This window comes from Corynebacterium sp. LK26, from assembly GCF_014335085.1.
In the GTDB taxonomy this organism is placed as follows: domain Bacteria; phylum Actinomycetota; class Actinomycetes; order Mycobacteriales; family Mycobacteriaceae; genus Corynebacterium; species Corynebacterium jeikeium_D.
Genome location: NZ_PDHB01000016.1, coordinates 129987 through 153916, shown reverse-complemented (window position 1 = coordinate 153916; position 23930 = coordinate 129987). Strand labels below are relative to the sequence as shown.

At 62.8% G+C, this 23930-nt stretch carries 21 protein-coding genes and 2 tRNA genes; 6 read left to right on the top strand and 17 right to left on the bottom strand.

Annotated elements, in window-relative coordinates; genetic code table 11:
* Window positions 1-53 precede the first annotated feature (53 nt).
* Window positions 54-1043: a hypothetical protein gene (locus CRD13_RS09030; protein WP_151011167.1), complete on the top strand. Its 990-nt coding sequence runs from the start codon at window positions 54-56 to the stop codon at window positions 1041-1043.
* Window positions 1044-1652: 609 nt separating this feature from the next.
* On the opposite strand, the gene CRD13_RS09025 is transcribed toward CRD13_RS09030, so the two are convergent.
* The 9 genes from CRD13_RS09025 to CRD13_RS08985 form a co-directional block, all read right to left on the bottom strand.
* Window positions 1653-1729 (bottom strand) — tRNA-Leu (locus CRD13_RS09025).
* A 12-nt stretch (window positions 1730-1741) separates the two neighbouring features.
* Window positions 1742-2731: a Ppx/GppA phosphatase family protein gene (locus tag CRD13_RS09020; protein ID WP_187401538.1), complete on the bottom strand. Its 990-nt coding sequence runs from the start codon at window positions 2729-2731 to the stop codon at window positions 1742-1744.
* The gene (locus CRD13_RS09015) at window positions 2732-3268 is read right to left on the bottom strand and encodes a DUF501 domain-containing protein (RefSeq protein ID WP_049182367.1); all 537 of its coding nucleotides are present in this window, start codon (window positions 3266-3268) and stop codon (window positions 2732-2734) included.
* Between the two features lie 137 nt (window positions 3269-3405).
* Window positions 3406-3942 (bottom strand): septum formation initiator family protein, encoded by a 537-nt coding sequence (locus CRD13_RS09010; protein ID WP_048733957.1) that lies wholly within the window; start codon window positions 3940-3942, stop codon window positions 3406-3408.
* A 112-nt stretch (window positions 3943-4054) separates the two neighbouring features.
* Window positions 4055-5329, bottom strand: coding sequence for a phosphopyruvate hydratase (gene eno / locus CRD13_RS09005; protein ID WP_048733955.1), 1275 nt, complete (start codon window positions 5327-5329; stop codon window positions 4055-4057).
* An 85-nt stretch (window positions 5330-5414) separates the two neighbouring features.
* Window positions 5415-6275 (bottom strand): lytic transglycosylase domain-containing protein, encoded by an 861-nt coding sequence (locus CRD13_RS09000; protein ID WP_049172246.1) that lies wholly within the window; start codon window positions 6273-6275, stop codon window positions 5415-5417.
* A 71-nt stretch (window positions 6276-6346) separates the two neighbouring features.
* Window positions 6347-7387: a MazG nucleotide pyrophosphohydrolase domain-containing protein gene (locus CRD13_RS08995; RefSeq protein WP_049182369.1), complete on the bottom strand. Its 1041-nt coding sequence runs from the start codon at window positions 7385-7387 to the stop codon at window positions 6347-6349.
* Between the two features lie 7 nt (window positions 7388-7394).
* A complete protein-coding gene (gene mfd / locus CRD13_RS08990; protein ID WP_049182371.1) occupies window positions 7395-11021 on the bottom strand; it encodes a transcription-repair coupling factor in 3627 nt (1208 codons plus the stop codon).
* Window positions 11022-11065: 44 nt separating this feature from the next.
* On the bottom strand, window positions 11066-11758 hold the full coding sequence (locus CRD13_RS08985; RefSeq protein WP_101687444.1) for a TetR/AcrR family transcriptional regulator: 693 nt from the start codon (window positions 11756-11758) through the stop codon (window positions 11066-11068).
* Window positions 11759-11857: 99 nt separating this feature from the next.
* Between CRD13_RS08985 and CRD13_RS08980 the strand changes: the two genes are divergently transcribed.
* The 5 genes from CRD13_RS08980 to pth all read left to right on the top strand — a co-directional run bounded on the left by CRD13_RS08980 (window position 11858) and on the right by pth (window position 16121).
* Window positions 11858-11928: transfer RNA gene (locus tag CRD13_RS08980), tRNA-Gln, on the top strand.
* 87 nt (window positions 11929-12015) lie between these two features.
* On the top strand, window positions 12016-13506 hold the full coding sequence (gene glmU, locus CRD13_RS08975) for a bifunctional UDP-N-acetylglucosamine diphosphorylase/glucosamine-1-phosphate N-acetyltransferase GlmU (protein ID WP_147719318.1): 1491 nt from the start codon (window positions 12016-12018) through the stop codon (window positions 13504-13506).
* Window positions 13507-13513: 7 nt separating this feature from the next.
* Window positions 13514-14491: a ribose-phosphate diphosphokinase gene (locus CRD13_RS08970; protein WP_016423206.1), complete on the top strand. Its 978-nt coding sequence runs from the start codon at window positions 13514-13516 to the stop codon at window positions 14489-14491.
* Between the two features lie 250 nt (window positions 14492-14741).
* Window positions 14742-15386: a 50S ribosomal protein L25/general stress protein Ctc gene (locus CRD13_RS08965; protein ID WP_049172236.1), complete on the top strand. Its 645-nt coding sequence runs from the start codon at window positions 14742-14744 to the stop codon at window positions 15384-15386.
* 126 nt (window positions 15387-15512) lie between these two features.
* On the top strand, window positions 15513-16121 hold the full coding sequence (gene pth / locus CRD13_RS08960; RefSeq protein ID WP_016423208.1) for an aminoacyl-tRNA hydrolase: 609 nt from the start codon (window positions 15513-15515) through the stop codon (window positions 16119-16121).
* 178 nt (window positions 16122-16299) lie between these two features.
* Here pth and CRD13_RS08955 read toward each other — a convergent pair whose 3' ends face one another.
* The 8 genes from CRD13_RS08955 to CRD13_RS08920 form a co-directional block, all read right to left on the bottom strand.
* Entirely contained in the window at window positions 16300-18033 is a 1734-nt protein-coding gene (locus CRD13_RS08955) for an ABC transporter ATP-binding protein (RefSeq protein WP_187401537.1), read from the bottom strand.
* Entirely contained in the window at window positions 18030-19808 is a 1779-nt protein-coding gene (locus tag CRD13_RS08950) for an ABC transporter ATP-binding protein (RefSeq protein ID WP_187401536.1), read from the bottom strand. The genes CRD13_RS08955 and CRD13_RS08950 overlap by 4 nt, the downstream gene beginning before the upstream one ends.
* Window positions 19805-20305 (bottom strand): class I SAM-dependent methyltransferase, encoded by a 501-nt coding sequence (locus CRD13_RS08945; RefSeq protein ID WP_049189769.1) that lies wholly within the window; start codon window positions 20303-20305, stop codon window positions 19805-19807. Before CRD13_RS08945 ends, CRD13_RS08950 begins: the two co-directional genes overlap by 4 nt.
* Window positions 20306-20412: 107 nt before the next feature.
* Entirely contained in the window at window positions 20413-21150 is a 738-nt protein-coding gene (locus CRD13_RS08940; protein WP_070438221.1) for an ABC transporter permease, read from the bottom strand.
* Complete coding sequence (locus tag CRD13_RS08935; RefSeq protein WP_187401535.1) at window positions 21147-21899, bottom strand: ABC transporter permease; 753 nt, start codon at window positions 21897-21899, stop codon at window positions 21147-21149. Before CRD13_RS08935 ends, CRD13_RS08940 begins: the two co-directional genes overlap by 4 nt.
* A complete protein-coding gene (locus tag CRD13_RS08930) occupies window positions 21896-22939 on the bottom strand; it encodes an ATP-binding cassette domain-containing protein (RefSeq protein WP_070438215.1) in 1044 nt (347 codons plus the stop codon). Before CRD13_RS08930 ends, CRD13_RS08935 begins: the two co-directional genes overlap by 4 nt.
* Window positions 22936-23154, bottom strand: a complete 219-nt coding sequence (locus tag CRD13_RS08925) for a hypothetical protein (RefSeq protein WP_224783744.1) — start codon at window positions 23152-23154, stop codon at window positions 22936-22938. The genes CRD13_RS08930 and CRD13_RS08925 overlap by 4 nt, the downstream gene beginning before the upstream one ends.
* On the bottom strand, window positions 23151-23891 hold the full coding sequence (locus CRD13_RS08920) for an AMP-binding protein (RefSeq protein WP_070438210.1): 741 nt from the start codon (window positions 23889-23891) through the stop codon (window positions 23151-23153). The genes CRD13_RS08925 and CRD13_RS08920 overlap by 4 nt, the downstream gene beginning before the upstream one ends.
* Window positions 23892-23930: the final 39 nt, after the last annotated feature.

Below are 23930 nucleotides of genomic sequence, written 5' to 3'. Positions count from 1 at the left end.
CACCAACACCAACACATCTACACACAATCAACGCCCAAAGGAGGCACACCAACATGACAATCCCTGGCATTGGCAACATGGCCACCACCACCGCGCGCCAGCAGCACATCAACTTCATCGACACACCACCGGTAAGCGCCGACACCGGCGCCGCCGAAATGACCTGGCTCGCGCAGACCTGGGAAACCAAAATCAAGCCACCGAAGCAGTGGAACGACCTACACCAACGCGCAATGCAGGCACCGAAGTTCTTCCACGACCTCGCACGCCAAGAACAGCAGGCAAGCCGTGACGCCCTCGTAGACGCCCTGGTATCAACCAACGTTGACCAGTGGGACAAGACCATCACCGCCCATGTGGAAAAAGCAGCTACCCCCACCTACCTCGCGGACGGGGGTGGGGTCTCCCCACTCGAACGCGCCACCACCGCCGCCCTCCGCAGCGCAGCCCGAGGGGTAGCCAACAACCGCGCCACACGCCTACAGATCGCAGCACAGCTCGACACCGACACAGTGCAGCGCAACTTCCAAGAAGCAGCGCGCGCACTCGGACAACTCGCATGGAGCACAGACCACAAGGCACTAGCAGCACGCGGCAACGACTACACAACCTTTATCACCAACGGAGCTAAGCTGCAGGCGCTCCAAATCTACTTTGCGCAGCGAGGAGGAACCGAAGCACAGCGCGTGCCTGGCATCTGCCTGTTCGCCGACATCACACCACTTGAACCACTGCAGCAGGTCAACAACGGCATCATGACCGGATGGGAATCAACCCAACACGACATCGACGAGCACAGCAGCCGCACGAAGATCGCAGCCGAAGCACGAAGCCACTTTCCAGACTTCCTCGTAAAGCTCGCACAAGGCGAATACGACGGAATGAAGCTCGACATCTCAACCGACGAAGAAACCATCAAGCAGCGCATCAAGGCACTGGACAGCTGGGGCAAAACCGAAGTACGCGAAGATGCAGCCGCCCGCGTGAGCCTTACCCCAGGAGACCACCAGCGCGCAGCAGAACAGCGAGCCGCCTTCTACTAGCTCCTTCATCTCACCCCGCCTAGTGGCCGCCACCGCATCACACCAGATGCCCCGTGACGGCCACTTTTTCATGCACAAAACCTATCAACGAAACTGTTGATACAACACCTAAAAACGGGAACACAACCGGGGAACGCGAAAAACACCGCCAGGGAACACGGGGAACACACCTGGGAACACGGAGGGAGCATGAACTGCAGCCCCTCTACCAGCGGGAACACGGGGAACATAGGGAACACGTATTTTCTTTAAACTTTCTACGGTATATAGCCCCCAATAGGTAAAACCTTAACCCCCTAGGGCTTCACCGATGCCGACCCCTGGGGAGGGAACCCTAACCAGACCACGGAAGCAAAAAGGGCACTGCATTGCCGCGATACCTCCCCAGTGTCTCGGTGTCACAACGGTGTCAAAAATAGAGCCGGGGGAAGGTTAGGTTTTCCTTAGTTTCCGCAGGTAGTGGCACCTTTTTCATTGGGTTGAGCCGTAAAGTTAACGAGCCCAAAAACGTAAAGTGAACGGACACCCGTAATTACTTGTGGATTAAGTGTTGACTTTTGGCGTTTACGTCAAAAAGACCAGGTAGAAAAACGCTTCTACCTGGTCTTTTGGTGCCCCCAGTGGGACTCGAACCCACACTGAAAGGATTTTAAGTCCTCTGCCTCTGCCAATTGGGCTATAGGGGCCCCTAAGAAAGATTAATGGGCGATATGGGTGTCTACCAAACTCGCCACAATTCCGTCGAGGATATCCTTCTCGCTGATGTAGAAAAAGCGCTGCTCTTCCTTCGCTGCCTCGGAAAGCGGCAGCGCCTCAAACATGTCCATCAGACCGTCCACAATGATGGAACCGCCGGCGAAGACATCCGCGCGCTTCGGATGCATCACGGGATTGGCAGCGAGGGACTCCGCGTCGGTCTCAATCACGGACGCGGTCAGCGCACGCAACGCCGCAAAGCGCAGCTGCGACAGGTGGATTGCCTCCGGGTCGTAGGTTTCTAGCCCCTGTTCCAGCGCCGACAGCGTGGTGAAGGTCCCGGCGCAGCCGACGATGGTGCGAGCCTTGTCGACAGGCACCTTCGCAACAATCTCGTCGGCCAGCTCCGCAACATACGAACGCGCCTCCTGGACCTGTTCCGCCGTCGGTGGCGAGGCCTGCAGGAACCGTTCGGTCAAGCGCACACTGCCCATAGCCACGGAATCAGAACCGGCTACCGTACCATCGTGGTCACCGACAATAACCTCGGTGGAGCCACCGCCGACGTCAATGACGCAATACGGACCGAGCTCGGGCTCCAAGTCATCGACTGCCCCGCGGAAGGACAGCGCGGCTTCCTCGTCGCCGGAAATGACCTCGGCCTCTGCACCCCACGGAGCGAGAATCTCGCGGGTCATGGCGAAGAAATCGTCGCGGTTGCTTGCGTCGCGTGTCGCCGATGTCGCCACCATTCGGACTGCTTGCACTTTTTCGACCTGCATAAGCTCCGCATACTTCGTCAGAGCCTCCCGCACGCGCTCCAGCGCCTCTGGAGCCAGCATGCCAGTGGCATCCACGCCCTGGCCAAGGCGGACGATTTCCATCAGTCGGTGCAGTTCTGTGATTTCGAGAACTCCATCGACGACCTCGACCCGGCTGATAAGCAGGCGAAGCGAGTTAGTGCCGCAGTCGACGGCAGCGAGGGTCGTCATTTATCCCTCCACCCCCGGGTACGCAATACCGAGCTCGGCAATCGTGGGCCAATCTGCGGGAATCGCAGTGCCGCGCAGCTTCTCGTTCTCCGCCGCCAGCGCCACCGACTCAGTACCCAGTCGGAAGTGATCCGGCCCCTTGGCCAGCGCGTAGGCAATAAGGACGTGCAGGCACTTCACGCGCGTAGGCATGCCGCCACCGGAGAAGTCCGTGCCCAGGTCTTCCATCTCATTGCGCTCCGCCAGAAATGCCTCGTGCGCGCGCTGGTAATCGGCCGCGAGCTCTTCGTCGCTTTCCAGACGCGCGGTCATTTCCTTCATCACGCCGGTCGTCTCCAACCGGGAGGCCTCCGCTGTCAAACGCGGATCAGTCAGGTAAAAGAGCGTGGGAAACGGAGTGCCATCGTCCAAACGAGGCTTCGTCTTGACCACACCAGGAGTGCCGTCGGGGCTGCGGTAAGAGATGTCCACTACACCCCGTGGTTCACGTCCGAGCTGCTCCGCTATCACTTCCAAATCTGCGGTATCCACAGACATCGGTCACACTCCTTTTGCTTCCGTTTTACTGACACATAATCTCACAGTCGCCTTACAAGCGCGTTGTTTCGCTTTACGACGGCACACTCCGCCGCGCATGCAACCTCACCGAGAGGCTCAGGTAGCCGTATGGAGGTTTAGGACTCCGGTACCGTCGGCAAGCTCTCTGGCCTCGTTGCCTGATCGCGCCCCGGATTCGGGCGAGTCTCTTCGGGTTCGGGCGGGATGGAAATGGAATCCCACAGCGTCTCGTACCACTTCTTAGCCTGGTGCTGCGGAATTTCCTCCGGCTGCGTCACAGGCTGTTCGCCCACGGCCGGATCGAGGATACGGAATGGGGTCTCCCCCGGCTCTACCAGCCCCAGGCGCAGACGTGCCTGCTCCTTAACGTAGGCGGGGTTGGAGTAAAGCTCCTTTTCATCCTCTAACTGCTTAATTCGCTGTTCCATGCGAGCAATATTGTCCTGCGTGGCGGCGACATCCGCCTGTTGTTGTGCAAAAGTCCGCAGCGGAATTGCGAGAACAGATACTAAGAAAAGCACCAGCAGACCAATGCCGATCTTCTGTGCTGTGCTCAGCGAGCGCATTCCCGATGCGATTGCCGCTGCCGAACGCTGCCCCGCCCCTGCAGGGCGCGACTGTGTTCCGCGGCGAGATCGGTCCGATGCACTCATGCCCCACACTCTACCCGACCGCCAGCCGATGAAATAACAAAAACCCGCCCACAACCACGTGCGTGGTGCGGACGGGAAGTGCTAGACGCAGCTTTCGCAGCGCCTCAGCTCTTTACTTGAAACGCGGGAATGCGCTGCGACCAGCGTAGACTGCGGCGTCACCCAGGTACTCCTCGATGCGCAGCAGCTGGTTGTACTTAGCAACGCGCTCGGAGCGAGCCGGAGCACCGGTCTTGATCTGGCCACAGTTCAGGCCGACAGCCAGGTCAGCGATGGTAGTGTCCTCGGTCTCACCAGAGCGGTGGGACATCATGGACTTGTAGCCGGCGTTGTGAGCCATTGCGACGGCCTCGAAGGTCTCGGACAGGGTACCAATCTGGTTGACCTTGACCAGCAGAGCATTAGCGGCCTTCTTCTCAATGCCCTCTGCCAGACGCTTCGGGTTGGTGACGAAGAAGTCGTCGCCGACAATCTGGACCTTGTCACCAAGCTGAGCGGTCAGGGTGGTGTAGCCCTCCCAGTCATCTTCCTGCAGCGGATCCTCGATGGAGACGATGGCGTAGTTCTCAACCAGGTCAGCGTAGACAGCTGCCATCTCCTCAGCGGTGTGCTCGCCGCCCTCGAAGTGGTACTTGCCGTCCTTGAAGAACTCGGAAGAAGCGACGTCGAGAGCCAGAGCGACATCGTCGCCCAACTTGTAGCCTGCGGCCTCAATTGCCTCAACAATCAGGTCCAGTGCAGCCTTGGTGGAGTCAACCGACGGAGCGAAGCCACCCTCATCGCCGAGGCCAGTGGACAGGCCCTTGTCCTTAATGACCTTCTTGAGTGCGTGGTAGACCTCAGCACCGACGCGCAGTGCTTCCTTGAAGGTCGGGGCGCCAATCGGAGCAATCATGAACTCCTGGACGTCAACGCCGGAGTCAGCGTGTGCGCCACCGTTGAGGATGTTCATCATCGGAACCGGCAGAACGTGACCGTTCGGGCCGCCGACGTAGCGGAACAGATCCAGGCCAGCGGACTCAGCAGCAGCCTTGGCAACAGCCATGGAAACACCCAGGATTGCGTTAGCACCCAGGCGGGACTTGTTGTCGGTGCCGTCCAGCTCAATCATGGTCTTGTCAACCAGACGCTGGTCCTCAGCCTCGAGGCCAATAATTGCGTCCTCAATCTCCTCGAGCACAGCGCGGACAGCCTTCTCGACCCCCTTGCCCAGGTAACGGTCTCCGCCATCGCGGAGCTCGTGTGCCTCATGAACGCCGGTGGAGGCACCGGACGGAACCGCAGCGCGGCCCACAGCGCCGTCTTCCAACAGCACCTCAACCTCAACGGTCGGGTTACCACGGGAGTCCAGAATTTCGCGTGCGTTCAACTCGATGATTGCAGCCATAGGTCACCTTTCCGCCGGAACCGTTCCGGCACATGACTCCAATTGTGGCACGGTTTGCCGACCTTCGCCTTAAATCCTTTTCACCCTATGCGGGCTGATTCAGCGCATAGTTCGCCGCAGCATCCCGAACATCGCGAAGATACTGCTCAGACTGGTTATACGAGCGAATTGCAGATGCCCACCCTTCCGGGGTGGCGAGGTCGCGTTCCCCACTGCAGAGCATCCGTGCGGTGGTCGCAGTTGCGTCGTCGATGTTGTTGGGGTCGGCGACGCCATCACCAGAAGCATCCATCGCAAAACGATGCCAGGTCTCGGGAATAAACTGCATCGGCCCCACAGCGCGGTCATACTCTGTGTCACCGTCGAGTTCGCCGTTGTCAGTATCGAGAACCTCAGCAAACCCACTCGTGCCGTCCAGCGGCGGACCGATAATCGTCGGACTGACTACCCCATCGGCGCCGATATGAGCCGGCTTGAGCCAATTGCCCGAGTACGTGCCGTGATTAGTCTCCACTTTGCCCAGTCCTGCAAGCGTGTTCCACTCCAGGTGGCAGTTCGGGAACTGTTCTGCCGCAATCACATATGCGTTGCCGTAGGCGCGGAGAGCGTCCTCAGAAATACCCGTCTTCGGGGAAATCTGCTGCGCCCACTGTCGGAGCTGTTCCGAGGTGCGCCCGGGCGCGTTGACATCAATCATCGGCGGTGGCTCAGCCGCAGCAGGCGGCACATTATCCGGAATCGGCTTCTTGGTCAACGACGGGATTACGGGTCCAGTGAACATAGCCAACGCCCCAACCGTGCCAATGATGATCAGCACCGCCAGGGAGGTTAGACCGAGGCAGCCACAGCCTCTCGAGGACTTCTTTTTCCCCTTACTGCGGCCACGCGGCTTCGCCCCGCGGGGTGCGGGGTGCGCGTATTCATCAAAGGGAGAATTAGAAGGCATGGGGAATTACTCTACGGGGTAGACCGTAAAAATCACTCAAACTCGAGGACAGAAATCACTTTTGCTGGAAACTAGCTGTCGCTTTCCGACGGGCCGAAGTCCTCAGCCTCTTCGTTATCTTCGCTGCCCGCTGCCCACTGCTCAGCACTGCCGGCCTGCTGATTCTCCATCTGGGCCAGCTCAGTCAGGAATGCGCGTGAAGCCTGTCGGGTCCGTTCTTCCGCACCGGACTCAGTCTCCAGCCCCGGGGTCGGGACCAGAATCTCCACTGGAATGTCTGCATCGGACAGTCCCAGTGCACGTGCGCGGCGGATGGCTTCCTCAGCCAAAGTCAGAGCTGGCAGCTGTGTGGCCGGGTTCGAGCGCGGACGTCCGCGGCCGTAAGCCCACAGTCGCTCCTGTTCTTCCTCCGACACCATCTCTCCCTCGGCCACAGTGCCGTCGAAGAGGTACGGCTGACGAGCGCGCATCTTCAAAATAAAGTCGGTCGCCACATCGTCGAAGTCGAAGTCCTCCGCGATTTCAGCGTGGAAGAGGATCTGCAGCAGCAGATCTGACAGCTCGCTACGAATGTCACCGCCCTCGTTGACTGCGTCGACAAACTCGTAGGTCTCTTCAATGAGATACGGCAGCAGGCTCTTGTGCGTCTGGCGAGCTTCCCACTGCCCCGTGCGCCGTGCTGCCGCCATGATGTCCACGGCCTCGACGACGTGGGGCAGACGAGCTGCGGCAAGCTGTTCCTGCGGAGTCAGCGGTTCTGCAACAGGCTCTGCCCCTGGCTCTGCAACCGGTTCTGACTCAGGTTCTTTCACCGAGTCCTGCTGGGGAGCCGCCGCAACCTGAGCTGCCGGAGCTGCTGGGTCCTGCGCATCATCCAGCTCGACCGAGTAGACCTTCTCGCCCGCATCGAGGCGATCGAGTACCTCGTCGTTTTCCATATCGGTGGTGACCAGAATCTCCGCCTGGGACACCGAGTGCCCACCGGCGTCGGCGATTGCCCAGCGCACACGGATCGGGACTTCTTCGGTGTAGCTGACTTCACCGGTCAGCAGGCTAGCGGCTTCCAGCGGAATCGCTGTTGGAAAGCGGCTATCGAGCTTGATGATAGTCATACGGTTTCTAGTCCTTTCCCATGTGCGAGATATCCATACGTGGAATTCCCGCCATCGATGTCAAGAAGTCTGCTACCCACTGCACCAATGCAATATCGCGGACAGGTTTTGCCCGCAACCCTCGCCCTTCCTTCGGCATTCCGACGGAAACCGTGCGCGTTGCCGCACGATAGGTCGCCTGTGGATACAGGCGCTTGAGACGCACCTGCTTGGAGTCAGCAAGCTCCATAGGGGTTATTCTAATGTGCGCACCCATGGCTTGAACTTCATGCACGCCGAATTCCCGGCAAATAATTCGAAGTCGTGAAATAACCGCCAGTCTCTCCACCTCAATGGGTGGGGTTCCGTAACGGTCAACAAGCTCTTCGAGCACTACGTTGATATCGTCCAGCGCACTGGCGGCAGCAAATTTGCGGTACGCCTCTAGACGTAGGCGTTCCGACGACACATATTCGGCCGGAATATTCGCATCGACCGGCAAATCGATCCGCACTTCCTTCGGTTCGTTATCGGAAGCATCCGGAGTTTCACCATCGGCCACTGCCTTCAGCGCGGCCACGGCCTCGCCAACCAGTCGGACGTACATATCGAAGCCGACACCGGCAATGTGACCGGACTGCTCCGCACCGAGGATATTTCCGGCACCGCGCATTTCCAGGTCCTTCATGGCCACAGCCATACCGGCACCCAAGTCATTGTTCTGCGCGATCGTGGACAGACGGTCGTAGGAAGTCTCCGTCAGCGTCTGATTTTCCGGGTAGAGGAAGTAGGCATAGGCGCGCTCACGGGAACGGCCCACACGACCACGCAGCTGGTGCAGCTGGGAAAGGCCCATATGGTGCGCGTTTTCCACAATCAACGTATTGGCGTTGGCAATATCCAGGCCGGTCTCCACGATGGTGGTACACACCAGCACGTCGTACTCGCGCTGCCAGAAGCCATCGACCGTGCGCTCCAGCTGCTCCTCCCCCATCTGACCGTGGGCCACTACCACGCGGGCCTCGGGCACCAAATTGCGGATAGTCTGGGCGACTTTGTCAATGGTTTCCACCTTATTATGCAGGTAGAACACCTGGCCGTCGCGAAGCAGCTCTCGCCTGATAGCAGCGGCGACCTGCTTGTCGGACTGCGCGCCGACGTATGTCAGCACCGGGTGACGGTCCTGCGGCGGGGTGAGAATCTGGCTCATCTCGCGGATGCCAGCAATCGACATTTCGAGCGTGCGCGGAATTGGCGTTGCGGACATGGTGAGTACGTCGACGTGGTGCCGTAGCGCCTTGATGTGTTCCTTGTGTTCGACGCCGAAACGCTGCTCCTCGTCAACGATGACCAGGCCGAGTTCTTTCCACTGCACGCCGGTCTGCAAGAGACGATGCGTGCCGATAACAATGTCGACCGTCCCGTTCTTCAACCCTTCGAGGACCTCCTTGGAGTCCTTCGGCGAGGTGAAGCGGGACAGTCCACGGATGGTGACCGGGAAGCCCTCCATACGTTGGGTGAAAGTGGTCAAGTGCTGCTGCGCCAGAAGTGTGGTCGGCACCAACACTGCCACCTGACGGCCATCTTGAACAGCCTTGAAGGCAGCACGCAGTGCCACCTCGGTCTTGCCGTAGCCGACATCGCCGATGAGCACGCGATCCATCGGCACCGGCTTTTCCATGTCGGACTTAATTTCGTCGATGGCCTGCAGTTGATCTTCGGTCTCGGTGAAGGGGAAGTTATCCTCCATCTCCTGCTGCCATGGCGTATCCGGCGCGAACGCGTGGCCCGGCGCGGCTTGGCGCTCGGCGTAGAGCTTGACCAGCTCTTCCGCAATCTCGCGGACGGCACCACGGGCCTTGCGCTTGGTGGACTTCCAGTCCGACCCGCCCATCTTCGACAGGGTGGGCTTTTCGCCGCCGACATAGCGCGACAGCAAATCCAAGCTCTCCATCGGCACGTAGAGCTGGTCCGAGGGACCTCCGCGCTTGCTCGGTGCGTACTCGAGCACCACGTACTCGCGGCGTGCCTGATCCTCGCCCGTGCCGATGGTGCGCTCAGTGAGCTTCACAAACCGACCAATGCCATGCGTGTCGTGCACGACATAGTCACCGGCCTTCAGCGCCAGCGGGTCCACCCGACCACGGCGCTTCGCCGGCTTGCGGCGCCCACCAAGCGCGCCTTCCGCGATGCGGTTACCTGTGATGTCCTGCTCGGTAATCAGAGTCAGCGCGCCACCGGGGATTCGCGGGAACACCAGGCCACCGTGCAAAACACCCTGGTAGACGGTAATTCTTCCGGACTCGGGATACTCCGGGCCCGCCGCCATGCGCGTCGCAATTCCGGCTTCCCTAAACTTTTCCGCTTGCCGACGCGCCCCCGCGGGCGTCGCCGCCACGTACGCCACTCGCTCCCCCGCGACCGTGGCATCGCGCAGCTGCTTCATCAGGTGACCAATTTCCTTTAAGTCGCCGCGTGGCGCGGGCCCAGGCTCAAAGGTCAGCGGCAGCACATCATCTTCGGTGACTCCCGCCTCCAACATGCCGGGCGGGGAAATATGCCACGAAGTGGGCATCGGGATAGAGGCCAAGCTGCGGTACGCGCTGGGCTCCAGCCCATCCGTGGCGATTGGCGCCGAGCCACCCATCGCAGCAGTTTCCCACGCTGCGGCCATAAACTCCTCGCCTGCACTGATAAGGTCCTGTGCGCGAGAGCGAATGCGCTCCGGCCCGCACATGAGCACATGAGTTTTCTCCGGCATGACCTCGGTGAGCATCTTCATCGGATGCTGACTAATCAGTGGAATCAGCGATTCCATGCCCTCCACCCACTGGCCGTCGCCGATGCGGGTGAGCATTTCTTGGACCTGACCCGAGCGCGTGGTGGCGAGTTTCTCCGCGGCGGCCTTAACGTCGTCGTCGATAAGCAGTGCACGACACGGGAAGATATCCAGCTGGTCGACCTCTACCTCAGAGATCGTGCGCTGGTCAGCGACGGAAAAGGCGCGCAGGTCGGTGACCTCATCACCCCAGAGCTCGATACGTACCGGCAGCTCTTCGGTCGCAGGGAAAACATCGACGATGCCGCCACGCACGGCAAACTGGCCACGCCTGCCGACCATGTCCACATGCGAATAGCCGTGATGCACCAGCCGCTCAACCAGGTTCTCGCAGTCCCGGTCCAGTTGGACGTGAATGGGGGCGCTGGCTTCAGCCTCGAGGTCGTCCACAATCGGCTGCACCAACGAGCGCGCCGCCGCAATCAGAACGTCGACTTTGCCCCGGCGAACGTCGTAAAGCGCCTTACGACGCTGCGCCACGGTATCCACCGCTGGCGAAAGCTTCTCATGCGGGAGCGTCTCCCACGAGGGGAACATAGCTACACGGTCGCCGATCATCGACTTGACCTCGGCAGTCAGGTCCTCCGCCTCACGGCCGGTAGCCGTGATGACCAGCACCGGCACCTTCGTAGACATGGCGTAAATAAGGTGCGAACGCACCGCGTCCGCACCCGTGAGCGCCAGCTCGTCTTCGCCGATGCGCCCGAGCACGCCGACAAATTGAGGATCCGTGACAACGAGGCTTTCCAGCCCCGACAGCGGGTTCGGCAGAATGCTGGGTGTGGCTTTCGCCGAGGAAGACGCAGAAGTTGGCATAGCCCCAATATAACCATGCACCCCGGATCCACCCTGCGTGCTGGTTAGCCGTTCTCCGCCACCTGCATCGGGTCTGCTGCGGCACCTGCGCCGAACTTCGCGCCCTCAGCGGCCGCTGGCACATCAGCGGAGCCATGCAGAGTCGGAGAACCCTCCATGCCGGCCAGCCCGTTCCAACACAGGTTCACGATGTGCGCCGCCACTGTCTCCTTATCCGGACTGCGCTTCTCCATCCACCAGCGAGCGGTCTGCGAAACCATACCGACCATGCAGTTTCCGTAGAGCACCGACATGGCCGGGTCGAAGCCGGCGCGTTTGAAAGCCTCGGCAAGGATAGGCGTAATCGACTCAGTGGCATTATTCAGCAGCGTCTCATAGCCACCCGCCACGCCGGGGTCCCGAGAAATAATGGAGAATCCCTCCGGGTTTTCCTCCACATAAGTCAGCAGTGCCAACACCGCCTGTTCGATGCGGTAACGCGAGCGTCCCAGGGACAACGCTTCCCTAATCGTGGCCTCCAGGGTCTTCATCTCCTGGTCGACGACTGCCTGGTAGAGCCGCTCTTTGGTACCGAAATGCTCGTAGACAACCGGCTTTGATACCCCGGCTGCGGCAGCGATCTCCTCCATTGAGGCGGCATCAAGCCCCTTGGCGGCAAAGATTCCACGGCTGACTTCTGTCAGCTGAGCTTTGCGCTGTGGACCGGTCATACGTCGTCTCGGAGAATTGGAGGCCATGCTTTTAGATTAGTGGCTAAAGTCTTGCTATCGTATATCGCAGGCGCAAGCGAGTTGGCTGAGTCGAATCAGCCATGCAATTTTTCGCGTTTGCCCCATTCTCCCATGGTGTAATGGCAACACTCCGGTTTTTGGTACCGGCATTCTAGGTTCGAGTCCTGGTGGGAGAGCAAGCGGGGGGCCGGCCCCTTAATTAAGAAGTGACTTTTCGCCCCGCCGTGACCGTGATGCACCCTGACCGAGGAGTAGCAAGTTTCATGTCGAACGGTTCGGCCACCGCTGTGGTCATTCTCGCCGCGGGTCAAGGCACCCGAATGAAATCCGATACGCCGAAAATGCTGCACGCTATCGGCGGTCGTACCATGTTGGAGCACGCGCTCTATGCCGCCAAGGGCATTAATCCGGATGAGATTGCTGTTGTCGTTGGCCACCAGCGCGAAAAGGTAATCGACGCCATCGGGACTTGGGCTTCGGATACCGAGCACTCCAACGGTGTCGTCATTGCCCACCAGGACGAGCAAAACGGTACCGGCCACGCTGTTCAGTGCGCGCTGGAGCACCCCGAGCTGCAGAACTTCGATGGCACCATTCTGGTGACCACTTCCGATGTTCCGCTGCTGGATTCCGAAGCGCTCCAGGCACTGCTCGAAGAGCACAACCGCAAGCCACGCGCTGCCGTGACTGTGCTGACCTCCACTGCTGACAACCCGCACGGCTACGGCCGCATCGTTCGCAACGCCGACGGCGAAGTTCTGCGCATCGTGGAGGAAAAGGATGCCTCCGACGAGGAACGCGAGATCACCGAGGTCAACTCCGGTGTCTACGCATTTGATGCCGAGACCCTGGCAAACGCTCTCAAGCAGCTGGACACCAACAATGCCCAGGGCGAGCTCTACCTCACCGATGTCATCGGCATCGCCCGTGAGGCCGACCGCTCAGTACGCGGTCACCGCCTCGCCGATGCCACCGTCGTCGCCGGTGTCAATGACCGCGTCCAGCTGGCTACCCTTGGCCGCGAACTCAACCGTCGCACCTGCGAGGCAGCTATGCGCGGGGGCGCCACTATCGTCGACCAGGACACCACGTGGATTGACGTTGAGGTGGAAGTCGGCCGCGACGTCACGATTCTGCCGGGCACGCAGCTGCACGGCAAGACCGTGATTGGCGACGGGGCCACCGTGGGACCGGACACGACACTGACCAACATGGTCGTCGGCAAGCGCGCCAGCGTCGTACGTACACACGGTTCCGATTCGGAGATCGGCGAGGATGCGACGGTCGGACCGTTCACCTACATTCGCCCGAACACCAAACTCGGTGTCGGCGCGAAGCTCGGCGGCTTCGTAGAAGCGAAGAACGCGCAGATCGGAAACGGTTCGAAGGTTCCGCACCTGACCTACGTCGGCGATGCGGAGATTGGCGAGCACTCCAACATTGGTGCCTCCAGCGTGTTCGTGAACTACGACGGCGTCAACAAGCACCGCACTGTTATCGGCTCGCATGTTCGCACCGGCTCCGACACCATGTTCATCGCTCCGGTGACCGTGGGTGATGGTGCGTACTCAGGTGCAGGTACTGTTATTAAGGACGACGTTCCTCCGGGAGCATTGGCGGTCAGTGGTGGCCGTCAGCGCAACATCGAGGGATGGGTCGAGCGGAAGCGTCCAGGTACCGCTGCTGCTGAGGCAGCGCAGGCGGCGCAGGTAGCTGACAACGCTGACAACAACAAGGAAGACCAGGAAGGCTAGACGGCAGATGACCGGCCAGTGGATCGATAACCAAAAGAACCTCATGCTCTTCTCCGGAAGGGCACACCCGGAATTGGGCGAGGCAGTTGCCAAGGAGCTCGGCACAGAGCTGACTCCGATGACCGCTCGTGATTTTGCCAACGGCGAAATCTTCGTGCGCTACGAGGAATCCGTCCGCGGTTCCGATGCCTTCGTACTGCAGGCGCACCCGGCACCGCTGAACAAGTGGCTCATCGAGCAGCTGATTATGATTGACGCGCTCAAGCGTGGTTCGGCCAAGCGCATCACCGCTATCCTGCCGTTCTTCCCCTACGCCCGCCAGGACAAGAAGCACCGTGGCCGTGAGCCGATTTCCGCTCGCCTGGTCGCTGACCTGCTCAAGACCGCAGGCGCTGACCGCATCGTCTCCGTGGACCTCCACACCGACCAGATTCAGGGCTTCTTCGACGGCCCGGTCGATCACATGCACGCCATGCCGATTCTGTCGGAGTACATCAAGAAGAACTACTCCCTGGACAACCTGGTCGTGGTCTCCCCTGACGCCGGCCGTGTGAAGGTTTCCGAGAAGTGGGCCAACACCCTGGGCGACGCCCCGCTGGCCTTCATTCACAAGACCCGTTCCGTCGATGTCGCAAACCAGGTTGTCGCCAACCGCGTGGTCGGCGAGGTCTCCGGTAAGACCTGTCTGCTCATCGACGACATGATTGACACCGGCGGCACCATCGCCGGCGCTGTCAAGGTGCTGCGTGAGGCTGGCGCTGAGGACGTCATCATCGCTACCACGCACGGCGTCTTCTCCGACCCAGCTCGCGAGCGCCTGTCGAAGTGCGGTGCCCGCGAGGTCATCACCACCGATACCTTGCCGCAGTCCACCGAGGGCTGGGACAACCTGACCGTCCTGCCAATCGCACCACTGCTGGCTAAGACGATCCACGAGATCTTCGAAAACGGTTCCGTCACCACCCTCTTCGAGGGTCAGGCATAAGTTCTTTCCGCTTGCCGACGGGCACCCCGCCGCGACCAGCAACCTAGTTTTGCTGGTGGTGGCGGGGTTTGCTGTTTGACCTGTTAGTCCACTACAATTTCTCCGGTAAGTCTCGGCGAGGGCGGCCACAGTAGGTGGTTGCCGTTATCGACGCGACGCTCGCAGCCCAACTTTTGCGCCCACGGTGGCATGGATGCGGCACGTGCTCGACTCGACGACTCAGTATCGAATCGTTTAGGAGTCCATTTTCATGGCAAAGCCCAACATCATCAAGATTGATGCCCGTAACCGCACCGAGTTCGGCAAGGGTGCCGCTCGCCGTGCCCGCGTTGCTGGCGACATCCCGGTTGTCATCTACGGCGCTGACCTGGATGCCCCGAAGCACATCCTCGTTGACACTCTGGATTTCCACGCTGTCATCCGTAACCACGGTGTCAACGCTGTTCTGGACGTCAACATCGAGGGCGAGTCCCAGCTGTCCATGGTCAAGGCTGTTGACCAGAACCCGCTGACCCTCGACATCGACCACGCTGACCTGCTCGCCATTCACCGTGACGAGAAGGTTGAGGTTGAGGTTCCGGTCGTTCCGACTGGCGAGCTCGCTCCGGGCGCCCTGCTCATGCAGGATGCCGAGACCATTCTGGTCAACGCACCGGTTCTGGCTATTCCGGAAGAGATCGAGGTCTCCGTCGAGGGTGCAGAGGTCGGCACCATGGTTCACGCCGGCGACGTTACCCTGCCGGAGGGCCTGGTCCTCACCGACGACGCTGACCTGCTCATCTTCAACATTGTCGAGCCGGAGGAAGAGCCGGCTGGTGACGTCGATGCCGACATCGAGGGCATGGGCGAGGCTGAGACCCCGGATGAGCCAGCTGAGGAAGAGGCTGCTGAGTAATTATGAACTCGCAGGCCTAGCTACCACAGCTAAGTAAAAAGGGACGGACACTCTGGTCCGTCCCTTTTTTGTTCTTGAAACTCCCCGAAGCCAACAGACCGCGCACCGTGTGCCAAGATTGAATTCATGAACGCCTCCACCACACCTCTGCTTGTCGTGGGGCTCGGCAACCCTGGGCCCAAATATGAACTCACCCGCCATAACGTCGGGCATCTGGTGCTAGATGAACTAGCGAGCCGCACTTCTCCGATGCCTTCGTCGTTTAGCGTGCATAAGAAGTCCAACGCTGAGATTGTGCAGACTCGGTTTAAGACCTCCGATGGCGGCGAGCGACAGGTGATTCTGGCTAAGCCCCGGACCTACATGAATCTGTCGGGTGGTCCGATTGCGGCGCTGGCCAAGTTCTTCAACGTCGCGCCTACCGACGTCGTGGTAGTCCACGATGAGCTGGACCTGGACCCAGGCGTGGTACGGCTTAAGCGCGGCGGGGGCGAGAATGGCCACAATGGCCTGCGCTCGACCACGAAGTCGTTGGGCACGAAGGACTACATGCGGGTACGTATTGGCATTGGCCGTCCTCCGGGCCGCCAGGATCCAGCTGATTATGTGCTGCGCAACTTCAATGCCAAGGAGCGCGAGGAACTCGCTTTCACTCTGCCCACTGCTGCGGAGGCGGTGGAGCTAATCGCCAGCCACGGGCTGGAGATTGCGCAGAACCAGATTCACGGGCGGTAGCAGTAGCGGGAAGGGGGCTATTTTCACGTTCCCGGGAGCTTCAGTCTTTACAGCTCGTCGGTGTTCGTGCTGCTCGGCGTTTTCGTCGGCGTTTTCGCTCTGTCCACCGAGCGCCTGGCGGTGGGATTCGGGAAGCTGCGGCAGGGCGCCCGTGAGGGCATCGACCAGGTGATGAGGATCAGGCGCCCGAGGAGCTCCCCGTCCGGCACGCCCACGACTCGGCGTAGCGGCCGCCCTTCGCCAGCAATTCATCGTGCGTGCCCCGCTCTGCGACCGTCCCGTCCTCCGAAAGCACGACGATGAGGTCGGCATCGCGAACGGTGTGCAGGCGATGGGCGACGACAATCACGGTGCGATCGCCGCGCAACGCCTCCATCGTGCCGACGATCGCCCGCTCAGTGGCCGCATCCAGCGAGGACGTCGGCTCGTCGAGAAGCACCACCGGGGAATCCTTCAGAAGCGCCCGGGCGATGGCGAGGCGCTGCCGCTCGCCTCCCGACAGCAGCGTCCCCTCCTCCCCCACCGGGGTATCCCACCCGGAAGGCAGCAGCTCCACGATGCGGTCCACCCCGGAACGCCGGGCGGCCTCGCGCAAGCGATCCCCGTCACCGGGCTCGGAACCGAATCCGGGATCGGCGAAGACCACGTTGTCCCGCACGGACGAGTCGAAAAGGAACGTCTCCTGGAACACCGGGGTCACCAGCGAGTTCACGCCGTCGGTGCCAATCCGAGGCAAGGGTACCCCGCCGATGAGGACCTCCCCCGAGTCCGGATCATGAAAACGCGACAGCAGCCGCATGACCGTCGTCTTGCCCGCCCCCGACGGTCCCACTACGGCAACCAGCGCTCCCTGAGGTGCACGGAAGCTGACGCCGTCGAGAACCTTCTTATCCCCGTACCCGAAGCTCACGTCGCGGAACTCCACGTCATGCCCGTCGGGCAGCTCCGGTGCGGCAGGTTCGGGAAGGGCGGGGATTGCCCGCAGGTCACGCAACGCAGCCAACGTGTTGCGGCCCGCACCGAAACCGCCGGACAACGCTCCCGCCGTGGTGATCGGTCCGGTGAACTGGACGACCACGATGAGCATCGGCGCCAAATGCGCCGGCGCCATCCCGCCCGTCGCGGCGACTGCCACGGCGACTATCACCGCCGCCGTGAACACCGCATGGACGACCGAACCCAGTCGTCCGATGGCCGCCCCCTGCGTCGACGTCGCCTTCGCGAACGCATCGTGTTGGGCCCGGATTGCCTCATCCACCATCGCGTCCGCCGCCGAACCGTCGCCCGCGGCGCGAATCGCCTGCTGGCAGCGGGTGAACTCGATCAGCCTGCCGGAGACGGCAGCGACGGCGTCAGCATGCGCTTCGTCCGACTCCCCGCCGACCCGACCAATGGCCCGGTAGGCGAAGAAGATCACCGGCGCCGACGCGACGAGAACCAAACCGACGCGCCAATCCACCGCCAGAATTCCGAAGGCGATGACGGTCGGCGCAACCGCCGCGGCGATGACAGGCCGCAGGATCACGTGCGGCACGGACGCCGCGAACGCGATACCCGACGATGCCATCTCCGAAAAGCGGCCGGCCGTGGACTTGGTGACGTACCCGAGTGGCAACGTCAGCACGCGTTCGCCCAGAGAACGCAGTAGGGACGACAGCACCGCTGCGGAATTCGCCCTGCCGACCGTCCCCGCGGCGAGAGACAGCACCGCATGGGCGGCCGCGAGGCCGGCGATGACGCCGGTGAAACGCCACGCCGTCGCATCATCTCCCTCGGCCAGAGCCGACAGCAGCGGCAGCAGCGCGACGAACGCCGCTCCCTGAGCCAGCGCGGCAAGCGCGGCCAACGCAATGAGCCACGCCAGCGTCATTCTCGAGCGCCGATCCGTCATCGACCACAAGTCCCGAATCATCGGTTCCCCGCCTTTTCATCGTCTAATTCAGTGCCCCGCGGGGCGGATGGTTCGTCGTCGAGCGCGAACGCGCGCCACAAATCCCGGTAGCGGCCACCGCGCGCAAGCAACTCGTCGTGGGTACCCGCCTCCGCGACCGCTCCCCCGTCGAGAACGAGGATGCGGTCGGCGTTGCGGATCGTGCTCAACCTGTGCGCGATCACAATCACCGTCCGTGAACGGGCCAAACGCTCGATTGCGGACTGGATGAGGGCCTCGGAAGCCGGATCCGCGTAAGCGGTTGCCTCGTCGAAGATGAGCACCGGCGCGTCCGTGACGATCGACCTCGCGATGGCCACGCGCTGCGCCTCACCACCGGAAAAGGTCACGTCGACGTTGACCACCGAATCCAGGCCCTTCGGCAGCGCCGCGATGACCGCACCGAGGTTCGCGAGCTTCGCGGCCGCCATGATTTCGCCGTCGGTGGCGTCTCTCCTGGCCAGCCGGATGTTCTCCCGCAACGGCAGCGTGAGCAACTGCGGATCTTGGAACACTACCGACACCGAGCGGTGCACGTCACGCACGGCGATGTCGCGAAGATCGGCGCCGCCCAGCAGCACCGAGCCTTCAACGGGGTCGTAGAAACGCGCCAACAGCCGGGCGACGGTGGACTTTCCGGAACCGGAGGACCCCACCAACGCCGTGAGGGTCCCCGGTTCGAACGTCGCGGACATCCCGTCGAGGACCCGCGGCCCATCGCCGTAGGAGAAGACCAGGTTCCGGGCCTCGAGCGCGCCTCCGCGCGCGGGCACCGGATCGGCGGGCTCGACGATCGGCGGCGTGCCCAGCACCTCCGCGATGGATTTCAGGGCCGCGATCCCCGCGATGATGGGTTCGGAGTTCATGGCCACCCGCACGATCGCCGCGGAGAGTCCAAGGCCGAGAACCAGCCCGGCGACGAGACCCTCCGGTGTGCCGCCCGCTGCGTCCCGCAGAGCGAGGCCGGCGCCGCACACCACTGCGAGGACCGTGATTGGAGACGTCACCACGTCGATGAGCCCAAGATAGATGTTCGACTGCCGAGACCAGGCGGACCACGCGCGGACGAACGACGACGCCGCGGCATCGTAGCGGCCCGAGCCCTGGTTGGCGCATCCGAAGGACTTCATCACCGGGATGCCGCGCACCAACTCGATGACCGCGGCCGTCACTCCTTCGGAGGCTCGCTCGTAGTCGCGCTGAAGGCCGGCGCCACGCGACATCATTACGCCCATCAGGGCGAAGGTGACCAGCACCGGGACGACCGCCACCGCCGCGATCCGCCAATCCACCGCGACGAGCGCGATGAGGGAAAGCAGGGGAACCAGCACCGCCACCACGGTCTCACCGACGGTGTGGCCCATGAGCTGGTGGACAGCCGCGACGTCCTTCTCAACCGACCCGATGATTCCCGACGAGCGCCGGGCGTCTAGCCAGCCCAGCGGCAACTTCCGGATTTGGGCGACCAGCCGGCGCCGGAGGTGGAGCTGCAGGTCGTTATCCGCCCGGTGCGAGAGCATGCCGGCGGCGCCGTCCGCGGCCATGCGCACCGTTGCGGCGACGACGATGACAGCCACGGCCAACCACGTCCGATGCTCCGGGGCCTCCGGGTACGTCATCGCGATGTCGATGATGCCGACCAGCGAAGCGACGGTAGCCACCGACGACAGGACGGATAACGCGACCACCGCACGCATCCGAGTCCGGATCGGGGCGAGCAGCGACCACGGGCCTACGGTCCCGTCCACAGCGCTCACTTGCCCGCCTCCCCGATCGCGCTTTTCTTCGTGAGAGTGCAGAAGTACACCATGCCGGCGTGTGAGGCTCCGCCCAGCTTCAGCCCGTTGGCTTCGGCGAGGTCCTCGAGCTCGCTGCCCCGGAACACCCGGTGGCCCATCTTCGCCATGACGGCCATGTCGACCCGCTCGTTCACGTCGGGATCCTCGGCGAACGTCTGCACGTAAGCGATGCCGCCGTCGGCGAGCAGCCTGGCGACCCTGCCGAGCGCGGCACCTGCATCCTTCATTTGGTGGAGCGCGCCGCACACCCAGATTTCATCGGTCCTGCCGGGCTCTCCCGCGAGCGGCGCGAGGACGTCGGCGACGTGGAATTCCGTCCGGGCCCCGAGCCCGTCGACGGCGGCGGCGTCCATCGGTTCACGCGCATAGCGGCTGAGGAACCTCGGCTGGACCTTGTCCTGGTAGGCCGCGAGGAGTCTGCGGTTGTTCTGGACGATCTGGGCAATCGACTTCATCTGGTTCTGTCTCCGGGGTGTGTGGGCCGCGTCCACGCGGCGGTTTCGGGTTAGGTGCTCGGGTTCGCGGGCCGTCGTCGGCGGCGATGCCCCCGTGGACGTGCCCGTCATGCAGACTCCCCCGGCCTCGTTTTCACGGCGATGCCCCACGCCGCGAGCACGGCGATGCCTAAGAACCAGGCCGCGCAGACCACCAGACCCGCAGCCCCGGTGCCGTTGACGGCCTCGCCGGCCGCGGATACGGGGGTGTGCCCGGCGATTCCGCGCAGGAGAGGACGGAAGTGGTCGGCGGGCATGAGCACCGTGTTGACGAACATCGCAACGATGATTAACGGGATGAGGGCCACGGAGCCCTGGGGGCTGGTGATGGAGAACGCGATGTACGTGCCGGTGCATGCGGCCGCCGCGGCAACCATCGCGCCGGTCATCGCGATCCTCCACCACCAGGACGCCTCAGGGGGGCTGTCGGAAAGCAAGGCGGCCACCGCCACGACGACGGCCGTCATCGCCATGATCCGGATAAACTCGGCGATGATCCGTGCGGCCGGCACGGCCGCGTACGGCGCCGGCATGGTGATCAACCGCTCGTGGAGGCCATTGCTGCGTTCAACGAACACGGTGGACGATCCCGTGATGGCCAGGATGAACGCCCACGCCGTCACGACCAGGATGACCGCGTTCGGGAGTTCGAACTCTCCGGTGAGCTGCCTGACCAGGCCACCGAACATGCGGTTGACGATGAACAGGTACACGAGCGGAGCAATGAACGTCATGAACCAGAAGTCGGGGCGCCGCAGCCAAATGTGGGCAATGCGCCGCAGATGCACGAAGATGGGGCCGATCATGATTCGCTCCTCGAGGTGAACCGGCGGATGAACAGGACGATTCCGGCGACCGCCGCGACACCGAGCCACAGGGCGGCCTCTTCCCCGGCGCTATCCGGGAAGGCGTCCGGGGACGCTGCCCTGATCACCTCGATCATCGGCGAAAACGGCATGTGACGTACGACGTCGCGAAGGGAGCCGTCCAAAGCGGTCGCCGGAATGAACGCGGTGGAGAACATAAGCAGCAGCATTTCCAGCGCCTGGATCGATGAGGCCGTCGACACCGGGGCGGGCACCATCAGGATCACCCCGTCCGTGACCAGGGACAGAACCGCTGCGGCGAGCAGTGACCACAGGACAGTCCACGCGACGTCACCGACAGTCATGTCGAGGCCACAGGCCCACGCGACGACCAGCAGCGCCGCGATCGACGCGGACATCCGCAGCAAATCGGTGGCGAGCCTGCCGGCGACATAGCCGCCTGTGGCCCCGGGCAACACGCGCACGCGGTCAACAAGCCCGGATTCGACGTCCTGTCCCACCGCCATCGCCGACGCCGCGGCGGTGAACATCGCCGCCTGGAACAGGCAGCCGCCGAGCACGAAACGCAGGTACCCGAAGCCGGATTGCCCCGCCGAGTACCCAAACACCGCGTACAGGCACAGCAGGAAGAGGGGCGGAACTACGAACATGGAGATCAGCGACGCGGTGTTGCGTCGCAACAGCAGCAGATCCCGATGGAGAAACGCCGCGACCGACGTCGCACTCATCGCGCCGCACCCCCTGCGTTCATCGATATGAACACCTCGTTGAGGGTGGGCGGCGACACGCTCAGCGAATCCGGCGACGCTTCCGAGGCCTCCATCGCCTGCGCCACCGCCTCGAGGACCCGCGGTCCGGGGTCGACGTCGAGGGACACCGACTTCCCCGCGACGCGGGCGCCGTCCAGGCACGTTCCCCCGAGGCAGCGGGCGAACGCCTCCGCCTCGGCGGCGGTGGCAAAGGACACGCGGAGCACGTGCGACCCGAAGTCGCGGCGCAATTCCTCCGGCGTTCCGCTGGCGACGATGCGGCGATCCTTGAGCAGATGGACGTGGTCTGCCAGCGCCTCCGCCTCTTCCAGGTACTGGGTGGTCAGCACCAGGGTCATTCCGTCGTCCCGCAGTTGCCGGATGAAGCCCCACAGCTCTTCGCGGCTGACCGGGTCCAGCCCCGTCGTGGGTTCGTCGAGGAACAGCAGCCTGGGCACGACGCACAGCGACGCGGCGATGTCGAGGCGGCGCCGCATGCCACCCGAATAGGCCGACGCCAGCGTCGAGGCACTGTCCGCGAGCGAGAATTGCGCGAGCAGTTCCGTCGCGCGGGCGGCCGCGGCGGCGCGGTCGAGTCCGCGCAGCCGCCCGAAGAACTCCAGGTTCTCCCGGCCGGTGAGGTTCTCGTCGATCGCCGCGAATTGGCCGGTGGTGGCAATGTCAGCGCGCACGCCCGCCGGGTCCTCTTTCACATCGCGCGAGAAGATGCTCACCTCGCCGGAGTCGGCGGTGATGAGCGTCGACAGGATTCGGATGAGGGTGGTCTTGCCTGCACCGTTGTGGCCGAGGAACGACACGATCGCCCCGGTGGGCACGGTGAAACTCACGCCGTCGAGCACATGCTTGCGCATCCGGGCACCGCGCTTTCCCTTGCGGCCGCCGGCCGGCGGGGCACCTGCCCCGCCTTCGGGCGGGGTGCCCGCTTTGCCCGCAATCGGGTAGCTCTTCGTGAGGTCGCGGACGACAATCGCCGCACCTCGTTCAGCTTGATCCGTCATCGTTTCCCCTTTCCTTTGGTATCGCAGTGGGCCGCTGTCGGCAGCGGCCCCGTGGTCGGGTTGTCATGCGGCACCTCGATATGGATGCCCGCATCGCGGGCGAAGGCGAGGACCGGTTCGAGGAGCCGGGGGTGGCCGACGAGATCCCGGCACCCCGGCGCGACCGGCTTCCCCGCGACCGCCACAACGGTGGCGGCAGCAATCGCCGCGGTCATTTTGTAGGAACCCGGGCCGGTCGCCCGGACGACGGTCGTTTCGGCCGGTGCCTGGTCACGGCCTCGAACCACCTCGGGGGATCGGCGACCACCTCGGAAACCGGCAGCAACACCTGGTCGTAACCACAAAAAAGGGCGTAGACGTGGAAGCCGATCAGCGAAAGGTTGTGGGTCAAAGGTAGCCACGTGAGCATCTTGTTCTCGTACCGGTGTGCGTGGCGTGGGATCGTCGCGCGCAGACCGTTCAGCACGGACTCGTTGGTTACGATGACGCCCTTTGGCGATCCCGTGGAGCCGGACGAAAACTGGATAAGGGCTTCGCCGGCCGTCCCACCTCGCACCGGGAACGCGGGGACCGCCCCGGAGCCATCCCCGGAATCCACGTCCCCCGCCTGAGAGAAGTCCGATTCAGCATCACCCGGCATCGCCGCACCCGGTTCCGCGGCAGCGTCATTGACGATGGACACGTCGAGCAGCCGGTCCTCGCCCACGACCACGGCACCGTTTGCGCCGGTGAGCAGCGTGTGACTGCGTTCGTCGACCAGGATCGGGGCCCCGGGCATCATGTCCGAGAGCGTCCGCACCCTGTCGACGTCAACCGGGCCCGCCACCGCCTCCGCATGGACCCGGCCATACGGGACGAAGACGTCCCGCCGATTCTCGACGAAGGTGATCCCCTTTTTCGTCTCATCGGCCTTGTCCCGAAGCACGTCGCTGATGGTCCGGATCGTGTTCATTGGTACCTCTTTCGGTTGTCGGCGCCATGCCGGTGCCGG